Below are 10088 nucleotides of genomic sequence, written 5' to 3' on the forward strand. Positions count from 1 at the left end.
TTGCTTCGTGATAGCATTCTTTGGTTCTGTAAGGATTCGTACTAAAGCTTGCTCATCTAATAAATCAAGGGCTGTATTCACTGGTACACGACCCACAAACTCTGGAATCATACCGAATTTTATTAAATCTTGAGGTAACACCTGGCGGAATAAATCACCGATGTTTTCCTTTTGACCATGCGCAATTTCAGCGTTAAATCCAATGGACTTCTGCCCAATTCTCGCTTCCACGATTTTCTCTAAACCATCAAATGCACCGCCACAGATAAACAATATATTTGTGGTATCAATCTGAATAAATTCCTGATGAGGGTGCTTTCTTCCACCTTGTGGTGGAACAGATGCTACAGAGCCTTCCAAAATCTTTAAAAGTGCTTGCTGAACTCCTTCGCCTGATACATCTCTTGTAATCGAGGTATTCTCTGACTTACGAGTGATCTTATCGATCTCATCGATATAGATAATACCGTACTGTGCTCGTTCAATATCGTAATCTGCCGCCTGAATAATCTTAAGCAGAATATTTTCCACATCTTCACCAACATAACCAGCCTCTGTCAATGCAGTAGCATCTGCAATGGCGAAAGGTACGTTAAGAATTTTTGCTAAAGTTTGTGCAACATAGGTTTTACCGGAACCGGTCGGTCCAATCATCAGAATATTACTTTTCTGCAGTTCAACGTCTAAATCTTTTTCTGATAAAACACGTTTATAATGATTATAAACGGATACAGAAAGAACCTTTTTTGCTTCTTCCTGTCCAATGACATATTGATCTAAAAATTCTTTAATTTCCTTTGGTTTTAAGAGGTTTATACCGGATGCAGACTCTACCACATCATCATCGAATTCTTCCTCCACAATCTCATAGCAGAGTTCAATACATTCATCGCAGATATAGACATCCCCTGGTCCTGCTAGAAGCTTACGAACTTGTTCCTGAGACTTTCCGCAGAATGAGCATCTAACCTGTTTTCTATCTTCTGTTCTATTTGCCGATCTGTTCACCTCTTTTCAACATGCTATACAAACGCACTAGGTTTTACTTGAATCAATTTACATTTATCTGCTTGCAATTACGCTATCAATAATACCATAGTTCTTTGCTTCTTCTGCAGACATATAATAATCTCTTTCCGTATCCACTTCAACTACCTCAAGTGGCTTTCCAGTATTTTGAGATAAGATTGTATTTAATTTTTTCTTAATCTTTAAGATGTTCTCTGCAACAATCTGAATATCAGTAGCCTGACCCTTAGCACCGCCGGATGGCTGATGAATCATAACTTCTGCGTTAGGAAGTGCAAATCTCTTACCCTTAGCACCACCCGCTAATAAGAAGGCACCCATACTAGCAGCCATACCGATACAAATAGTAGATACATCACACTTAATGTAATTCATGGTATCGTAAATAGCCATACCTGCTGTCACGGAACCACCTGGGCTATTAATATACAAACTGATATCCTTACCAGGATCCTCTGCCTCTAAGAACAATAACTGAGCCACAATAACGCTTGCGCTAACGTCAGTAACTTCTTCTCCAAGGAAAATAATTCTTTCTTTTAACAGTCTTGAATAAATATCATAGGAGCGTTCTCCCCTGCTTGTCTGCTCGATTACATAAGGTACTAAACTCATATCCGTCACCTTTCCTTTCATGAACAACAGGCTGTTGCTTCAGCAACATGACTTAGCAACATGCTTTCAGCAACAGCCCATATGAATTGCAAAGAGTCGAATCGCCTTGATTAAACTTCCTTTGCCTCACTTGCTACAAGATCAATGGCCTTTTGAACTGCCATATCCATAACGATCTGTTCTTTTTCCTTCTCGCCAATTAACTCTTTTAATTTGTCAACTTCCATCTGGTAAGCGGAAGCCATCTCTGCAAGTTCTTTATCAATTTCTTCTTCAGATACTGTAATATTCTCAGCCTTAACAACTGCTTCTAATACAAGTCTGCTCTGGATACGCTTAAGAGCCTGTGGTCCAAGGTTCTCCATAAATGTGTTTGGATTTAATCCTGTGAACTGGAAGTACTGCTCTAAAGAAAGACCTTGCATCTTTAATCTCTGAGCAAAATCTTCAGCCATCTGACGCTTCTGAGTATCTACCATAGCATCTGGAATTTCCATAGTTGCATTCTCGATTACCTTATCAACTACTGCATCTTCCTTTGCTGTCTTTGCTGCCTTCTCCTTGTTCTCAGTTAAAGACTTCTTAAGATCAGCTTTATATTCTTCTAAAGTATTAAACTCGGAAACATCCTGAGCAAAATCATCATCTGCTGCTGGAAGTTCTTTTGCTTTAATTTCTTTTACCTTTACTTTAAATAATGCTGGCTTTCCAGCAAGATCTGCTGCATGATACTCTGTTGGGAATGTAACATTAACTTCTACATCCTCACCGATGTTCTTGCCTACTAATTGATCTTCAAATGTATCAATAAAGGAATGAGAACCGATTGTTAATGCATAATCCTCGCCCTTACCACCTTCAAAAGCTACACCATCAACGAAGCCTTCAAAATCGATAGTAACGATATCTTTATCCATTACTGCTCTATCTTCTACTGTAATTGTTCTAGAGTTCTGCTCTCTCACCTTATCAAGCTCAGCCATAACCTCATCTTCTGCTACTACGATGTCAGACTTAGAAACTTCCACTCCCTTGTATGCACCAAGAGTTACTTCTGGCTTAACTGCTACTTCAGCTGTGAAGATAAATGGCTGACCCTTCTCAACCTGAACAACATCGATTTCTGGTCTAGCTACTACATCTAATTTACTTTCTTCAATAGCCTTCTCATAAGCCTCTGGAATAATAAAATTAGCAGCATCCTCATAGAATACACCTACACCATACATCTTCTCGATGATTGCACGTGGTGCTTTTCCTTTACGGAATCCCTGCACGTTCATTTTACCCTTATTTTTTTGGTAAGCCTGTTCAATTGCCTTGTCAAAATCCTCTGCTGTCGCTTCTATTGTTAGCTTTACCATATTCTTTCCTAAATCTTCCACCTTAAAACTCATTTGTTAAGTCCTCCTTAAAATATAGCAAAGTATATGCTTTCATATACCAAACTTTCTAACGTTATAATTGCATTCGCTTTCGCTCGCCTTATTCTTATGTTTACATTTCATAACCCACTAACCAAGGATAGAGGGCTAGACATTAGTATATTATATCATGTCACCTAGACAAAAGCTAGATATTTTTTTCCGCATTTGCCCCTTTTAGACGCAGTTAGACAATATTATAATTCTTGATTATCGGAACTTGTTCTTTTTTCTTACGCTTTTATATGACCTTTTTGACGTAATACTGTAACTATATTATCGGCATACTTTTGACATACCTCATTTGTTCCAGCCTCTACCATAACACGAATTACGGACTCGGTACCACTTTCGCGAACCAAGATTCTTCCCTCATCACCAAGCTCTAATTCCACTGCTTTTGCTGCTTCCATCACGTCTGGGTCATTCTTAGCCATTTTCTTATCTACCACTGGAATATTAAGTAAAAGTTGAGGATATATCTTTAACTCTCGAAGTAAAACAGAGATTTTTTCTTTCTTTTCTAACATAACCTCCATAATCTTAAGAGATGTTAGAACACCATCCCCTGTGGTAGCATGCTTATTAAAGATAATATGACCGGATTGCTCTCCACCAATGGAATGTCCATGCTCCATCATATTTTCAAATACATACTTATCACCAACAGCTGTTTTAGCATATGCAATTCCTTTAGCGTCTAACGACTTATATAGCCCTAAATTAGACATAATTGTTGTAACGACTGTATTATTACAAAGTTCGCCTCTCTCCTTCATATAACAACCGCACAGGTAAAGAATCGCATCTCCATCTATCACTTGCCCTAATTCATTTACTGCAAGACAACGATCCGCATCTCCATCATAAGCAAATCCAATATCTAGCCCTTGCTCTACGACAAATTTTTGTAACTGTTCTATATGAGTAGAACCACAATCAGTATTAATATTGACACCATTCGGCTCACTATGAATTACATAAGTCTTCGCTCCAAGAGCATCAAAAACACCTTTTGCGACTGTCGTTGCAGACCCATTTGCAAGGTCAAGTCCTACTTTAATTCCTTTAAAGGAACGAGTCGCTAGTGAAATCAAGTGCCCAATATAACGATGTCTTCCCATAGAGTAATCCACGGTCTTACCAATATTTTCACCATAAGCAAACGGTATTTCTGGTAATGTCCCATCGATATAATCTTCTATTAATTTTTCAACTTCATTCTCTAATTTATACCCACCGCCATTAATCACTTTAATTCCATTATCTTGAAATGGATTGTGACTGGCACTTATCATAATACCACAATCAAATCCTTCGCTACGTACAACATAGGAAACACTCGGTGTTGGTGTTACATGCAGAAGATAAACATCTGCCCCACTCGCAGTCAAACCGGCTACCAGAGAATATTCAAACATATAACTGGATCTTCTCGTATCCTTACCAATTGCTACTTTTGCTTTGTGGTCCTTTCCATAATACCATCCTAAGAATCGACCAACCTTATAAGCATGCTCCACAGTTAACGTTTTATTTGCTTCTCCACGAAAGCCATCTGTTCCAAAATACTTTCCCATGCCTTTACTCCTTACTTAATGTTTGGCAGAAATTCTGCCCATATACATTTATTCTATCATATTTTATTCATAATGTGAATGTTTTTTCGTTTGGGCTTAATTTATAAATAAACAAGAATGGTGATGAAACACCTATATAGCAAAAAAAGAAGCGTTGTACAACGCTTCTTTTTACTTGCTTTATTCTATTTGCTATTTGCCGCTCATAGACTCTTCTTGTCTCTTAATCATCTGGCGAACCATTTCTCCACCAACTGATCCGTTCTGAGCACTTGTAAGATTTCCATTGTAACCCTGAGTTAGAGGTACTCCTAATTCAGATGCAACTTCCATCTTCATACGATTCATTGCTTCTTTTGCTTCAGGCACTGCCATTCTGTTAGAGCCACTTGTTCCTTGATTGCTACTTGTCATAAAATTCACCTCCGTGAAGCTGTATAGTTGATGAGCAGTTCCATATACTAGTGTAACTGCTCTTTGGAACGATAAGCAACTACTCTTCAACGCTTATCTTCATTCATAAAACTTCCTAATTTCAATTGGCTGCATTCACTACTAATAGCGATTGATTCTGTCTAAATCTTGCTTTAATCAAAAGATTATTGCTTGATACCTTAGATGTCACTTTGCAATCAACTTTCAAAAAGTCATTTCATTTTTGATATGCTTTGTTTTTCGTCACTTATCTTGGTATTATTATTACCACGCAATATAATATTATGATGGTAAGTTATGTTATTTATTATGTCTTTGAATACAGGCAAGTTTGTTCTCATATAATTTAAATAAGGATTTTCCGCGGTGGCTGTAATGTTAGTAATCTATTCGTCTTTTCTTTCTTAGACTTAAGACTATTAAAAAAAGATTGAAAGATTTTTTAAATCTTCTTACATCAAGTTTGTGTTTACATCACATCCATAAACTTGTTGACACGCATTGTCTTGCAAGCAGAACAAAGAGCAGCGCAGAAAAGAGGTTATTTATGAACGACTTACTAAAATTCATACAAACAATCAATCATTATCTCTGGGGAGGTCCAATGTTATTTTTATTATTTGGAACTCACCTGTATTTTACTTTTCGGCTTCGATTTATTCAAAAAGAATTAAAAAAAGGAATACGGAATTCTGTTTCTACTAAAACAGATACCCATGGGAATTCTAGTAGTTTTAAAACTCTTACTACAACATTAGCTGCTACCCTTGGAACAGGTAATATTGTGGGAATTTCAACTGCAATTGCCCTTGGTGGCCCAGGAGCTGTTCTATGGTGTTGGCTTACTGGTGTTTTTGGAATGGCAACCACATATGCAGAATGTTATTTGGGTATGAGGTATCGTAAACAAAAGCCAGATGGTACCTATCGTGGTGGGCCAATGTATGCTCTTGAATACGGTTTACATAGCAAGTGGTTGGCTGTTATTTTCTGTGTCGCCACCTTATTCGTAGCATTTAGTATGGGAGGTTCTACACAAGCTCGCTCGATAACAGATGCTACGAAAGCACTTGGTATCTCTCCTTACCTATCCGGAATTATTGTTGCCTTCTTAATCGGTCTTGTCATTGTCGGAGGCGTCAATTCCATTCAAAATGTTTGTATGAAGTTAGTACCAGCGATGGCTATCTTTTATGTTGCAGCATGTGTATTAATTCTTTTTGTTAATCTTCCCTTTGTACTGCCAGCTCTTAGCACTATAGTGAAAACCGCTTTTTCAACAAAAGCTGTAGCTGGTGGTGTTCTTGGTGGCTCTATTAGCATTGCTGCAAGGTATGGCATCTCACGAGGACTTTTTACAAATGAGGCAGGACTAGGTTCTGCAGCAATTGCGGCAGGTGGCTCCGCTTTACCAGATGATAGTTCCTTATCGGGATCTGTTCCATCCAGTAATACCACAAAAGATACACAATACCATTCCGATTCACTTGATCTTCGTTATAAAAATCAAGCCCTAGTCTCCATGAGTGCAACTTTTTGGGACACTGTTGTTATGTGCGCTCTTACCGGACTTATCATTGTATCTACCATACTTAAAAATCCAGATTCGATTAAAGGATTATCGATGAGCGAATTAACAACCGCAGCTTTTGCTCAAATTCCGTTTGGCGTATTCATGCTCCGCATCTCATTAGTCGCTTTCGCTGTTGCAACTTTAATTGGTTGGAGCTTTTTCGGCGAAAAAGCGGTAGAATACCTCTTCCCGAAAAAAGGAATCGATATCTACCGCCTTGTTTATATCCTTATGATATTTTTTGGTTCTATCATGTCATTGGAACTCGTATGGGAAAGTTCTGATTTAATTAATGCTTTCATGACTATCCCAAATTTAATTGCTTTGTGGTTATTACGAAAGAAAATTAAATGTTAAATTATTTTGTAATTGGTACAACATCAATCTTTTTAGTTAAGTACATAGAAGCAGGTGTTACTACCTTAGTCTCTTTATTAGTCGTAGATGCTAATCGATAGTAGATAACATCATTTGGTGCAGGTATTGCTTTTCCTACTTTTTTAATTTCAAATGGTTTATTCGTAGTCACTTTCGTCCATTTTACTTTTGATAAGTCTAAATTTTCACCTTGATGAAGAACTACATATTCGTAAGGAGTAGTCTTCGTAGCCTCTGCAAATGTCAGCGTGGTTTTATCTAATGTAACAATACCAGTTGGAAAACCTGGCTGCGCTTGAAACTCTACTACAACAGTTGAACTTGCAACTTTCTTGTCTGTACCTGCAGTTTGAAACTCAATGCTGCCTGCTGGAAGTGGGGCATTATTTGGTGTAGTAGGCAAAGTATATAATAACTCATAAAGACTTAAAGTCTTTACTTTTGAATCTGCTGGTGCAAATGGTGTAGGTGTTGACGATCCATTTTTATAATAAACAGTGGAACCAGCCTTTAGTCCAGATACCTCCATTTTTGAATAGTCTACAGTAATCTTTGGAGGTGCCTGACGTTTTGGAATCTTAACACTGACGATTTTTCCAGCCCTTTCAGCTGCTGTAGCTTTTAGACGGAACTGTAATGTATAACCCGTGATTTCAAAACTCGATAAATCAGAAATTTTTGATAAATCACTATCCCAACCCCCATTTGCTCCTTTACGGAATTCAATTGGGCGAAGAGCTGTATTTTCATATTTTAATCTACCATGGGAACCTGTTGCATTCTGCTCTACGTAATAAGTAACCTTTAAGTCTTTATTTTCCTTGGGTAAAGTAACCGCAGCAATAGCTTTGTCTACATCTCCTTTAAAATAAATTGTATTATCGGATGTTTTTAAAAATATCGATAAATCAATACTACTTCCATTGATTTTTTCCCATGTTTTCATCTTATCTTGTGAGAAGTATAGTTTTGTATTACTTTGAGAAACTGGCTTAATAGTAATTTTCTCACTAGCATAATCTAATGTAATATTCACCATTGTCCCCTCTGAAATGGGCTTTATATTCGGTTCAGCAGCAGGTACTGTTACTGCTTTATTATCCAATAAGGAAATCTCCCTCACTGATTTCACCTTAGCTTGATCTACTGATTCCGTGTCCTCTTCCTTGGAGAATGCAATTTGTGGTGCTAATTGATCAAACATCAAAAATGATCCTACAAGTAAACTTAGAGTAGTAAAAATCGTAATTGCTTTTTTTACTCTACTCCTATGCTTTGACTCTTTGTTCCTACGAACAATATAACTGTATTCCTCTTTTATTTCTTTCATCTTATCCCCCAATCCTGCGCTTATCCTGCGCATATGAAGTTTGTACTAAGGATAACGAAGACTTAAATTTATAATCTCAAAACAACTAATTTTCGCCATCCTTGGCTTATCATCACAACAAGTTACAACTGATACTGGATCCCGTCTAATATCTGGTTGGCTGTTTCCTCTCCACAAAGAATCTTTATTAGTTCTAGAGAAAATTCTATTGAAGTACCTGCCCCCTTACTCGTAATAAAATTTCCATCTACGACAACCTTATCGTTCGTTACAACAGCACCAGTAAGTTTATCCTCAAATCCTGGATAACAGATTGCATGTTTTCCTTTCAGTAATCCATGCGTCCCTAAGATAGATGGGGCTGCACAAATTGCCGCTAAGTAACGATCTTTCTTTTCGTAGTTTATAAGTAAACTCTTAAGTCCTTCATGGGCTAATAAATTTTTTGTACCTAGTCCACCGCCTGGCAGAACCAACATATCAGCTTCTGATAAATCATCTTTAAATAATATATCGGCCATAACATCAATTCCATGAGCCCCATGAACAAGAATATTTTCAGTTATTGAAACTGTAGTTACATCAACGCTTGCTCTACGCAGCAAATCTACTACAGTGAGGGCCTCAATTTCTTCAAATCCATCTGCTAAAAATACATAAACTATTGCCATAATGAAACCTCCTTAATTAACATACTACTAAATAAATTCCAATTTTTATTATATCAGAAGATAATTGGAATTGAAAGTATGCAGGGTGAGTACGCATTCCTCTTAGAGACAAATTTCCTATAAATCAAAAATAGCTCTACACCTAGTATCCGGCGAGTTCCATTGGAACTATACCCAAAACTTGACGCAGAGCAAAAAAAAAGAAGCTCTCGCCTCTTACCATACATGACAAGGAAAAGTATAAAAAATCTACTTTTTCTTGTTTAAATTATCGGGGTGACAGGATTCGAACCTGCGACCTCTTGATCCCAAATCAAGCACTCTAGCCAAACTGAGCCACACCCCGAGGCAATATAAAAAGATATGCCATCTTTTTTATGGAAAGTATGTATTCTAAAGAAATACATAAAAAGAAAAAACTAATGCGGATGACAGGAATTGAACCTGCACGGTTGCCCGCTAGATCCTAAGTCTAGTGCGTCTGCCAGTTCCGCCACATCCGCATATTATAGCAATTCTTTTTTGCTTTCCCAACAGAGTTATTTCGTTGTAAAACAACTCTCTAGCTCTGTCATGAGACATCCGGGATTCGAACCCGGGACACCTTGATTAAAAGTCAAGTGCTCTACCGACTGAGCTAATATCCCATTTTGCTAAATCACTTAGCAGCTGGGCTAGCTGGATTTGAACCAGCGAATGCAGGAGTCAAAGTCCTGTGCCTTACCGCTTGGCGATAGCCCACTATTAAAATCTTTTATTATAAAAAGAATTAATATTTACAACACATTGTTGCTAGGGTGGATAAAGGGATTCGAACCCTTGGCCTCCAGAGCCACAATCTGGCGCGCTAACCAACTGCGCTATACCCACCACAAAGATTTTTCTTTTTGAAAGAAAAAATGTGCCAGAAGGGATTCGAACCCCCGACAACCGGCTTAGAAGGCCGATGCTCTATCCAACTGAGCTACTAGCACATTTAGCATATGTTTTCGATGTTATGCCAAACATCAAGCGGGTGATGGGAATCGAACCCACGTATCTAGCTTGGAAGGC

General features: G+C 37.8%; 8 protein-coding genes and 6 tRNA genes. 1 reads left to right on the forward strand and 13 read right to left on the reverse strand.

From position 1 onward, the window contains the following. The 5 genes from clpX to RTP52_RS16255 form a co-directional block, all read right to left on the reverse strand. The coding region (clpX, locus tag RTP52_RS16235; protein WP_312372504.1) for an ATP-dependent Clp protease ATP-binding subunit ClpX at positions 1-1008 on the reverse strand (1008 nt) is incomplete at its 3' end. A 54-nt stretch (positions 1009-1062) separates the two neighbouring features. Further along, entirely contained in the window at positions 1063-1644 is a 582-nt protein-coding gene (gene clpP / locus RTP52_RS16240; protein ID WP_312105610.1) for an ATP-dependent Clp endopeptidase proteolytic subunit ClpP, read from the reverse strand. Between the two features lie 110 nt (positions 1645-1754). Then, positions 1755-3041: a trigger factor gene (tig, locus tag RTP52_RS16245; protein WP_312105609.1), complete on the reverse strand. Its 1287-nt coding sequence runs from the start codon at positions 3039-3041 to the stop codon at positions 1755-1757. Between the two features lie 260 nt (positions 3042-3301). After that, positions 3302-4648: a phosphoglucosamine mutase gene (glmM, locus tag RTP52_RS16250; RefSeq protein WP_312105608.1), complete on the reverse strand. Its 1347-nt coding sequence runs from the start codon at positions 4646-4648 to the stop codon at positions 3302-3304. A gap of 192 nt (positions 4649-4840) precedes the next feature. Further along, positions 4841-5062 (reverse strand): alpha/beta-type small acid-soluble spore protein, encoded by a 222-nt coding sequence (locus RTP52_RS16255; RefSeq protein ID WP_012198404.1) that lies wholly within the window; start codon positions 5060-5062, stop codon positions 4841-4843. Between the two features lie 568 nt (positions 5063-5630). Here RTP52_RS16255 and RTP52_RS16260 point away from each other — a divergent pair. Beyond that, positions 5631-7013, forward strand: coding sequence for an alanine/glycine:cation symporter family protein (locus RTP52_RS16260; protein ID WP_312372505.1), 1383 nt, complete (start codon positions 5631-5633; stop codon positions 7011-7013). Between the two features lies 1 nt (position 7014). On the opposite strand, the gene RTP52_RS16265 is transcribed toward RTP52_RS16260, so the two are convergent. The 8 genes from RTP52_RS16265 to RTP52_RS16300 form a co-directional block, all read right to left on the reverse strand. Continuing rightward, entirely contained in the window at positions 7015-8364 is a 1350-nt protein-coding gene (locus RTP52_RS16265; protein WP_312372507.1) for a hypothetical protein, read from the reverse strand. A 122-nt stretch (positions 8365-8486) separates the two neighbouring features. Beyond that, positions 8487-9035, reverse strand: a complete 549-nt coding sequence (locus RTP52_RS16270; RefSeq protein ID WP_312107338.1) for a DJ-1 family glyoxalase III — start codon at positions 9033-9035, stop codon at positions 8487-8489. A 271-nt stretch (positions 9036-9306) separates the two neighbouring features. Continuing rightward, positions 9307-9381: transfer RNA gene (locus RTP52_RS16275), tRNA-Pro, on the reverse strand. 77 nt (positions 9382-9458) lie between these two features. After that, a tRNA-Leu gene (locus RTP52_RS16280) sits at positions 9459-9538 on the reverse strand. 71 nt (positions 9539-9609) lie between these two features. After that, a tRNA-Lys gene (locus RTP52_RS16285) sits at positions 9610-9682 on the reverse strand. 22 nt (positions 9683-9704) lie between these two features. Next, positions 9705-9776: transfer RNA gene (locus tag RTP52_RS16290), tRNA-Gln, on the reverse strand. Positions 9777-9831: 55 nt separating this feature from the next. Beyond that, positions 9832-9905 (reverse strand) — tRNA-His (locus RTP52_RS16295). Positions 9906-9935: 30 nt separating this feature from the next. Beyond that, positions 9936-10009 (reverse strand) — tRNA-Arg (locus RTP52_RS16300). Positions 10010-10088: the final 79 nt, after the last annotated feature.

This window comes from Lachnoclostridium sp., from assembly GCF_031997925.1.
Classification (GTDB): Bacteria; Bacillota; Clostridia; order Lachnospirales; family Lachnospiraceae; genus Lachnoclostridium.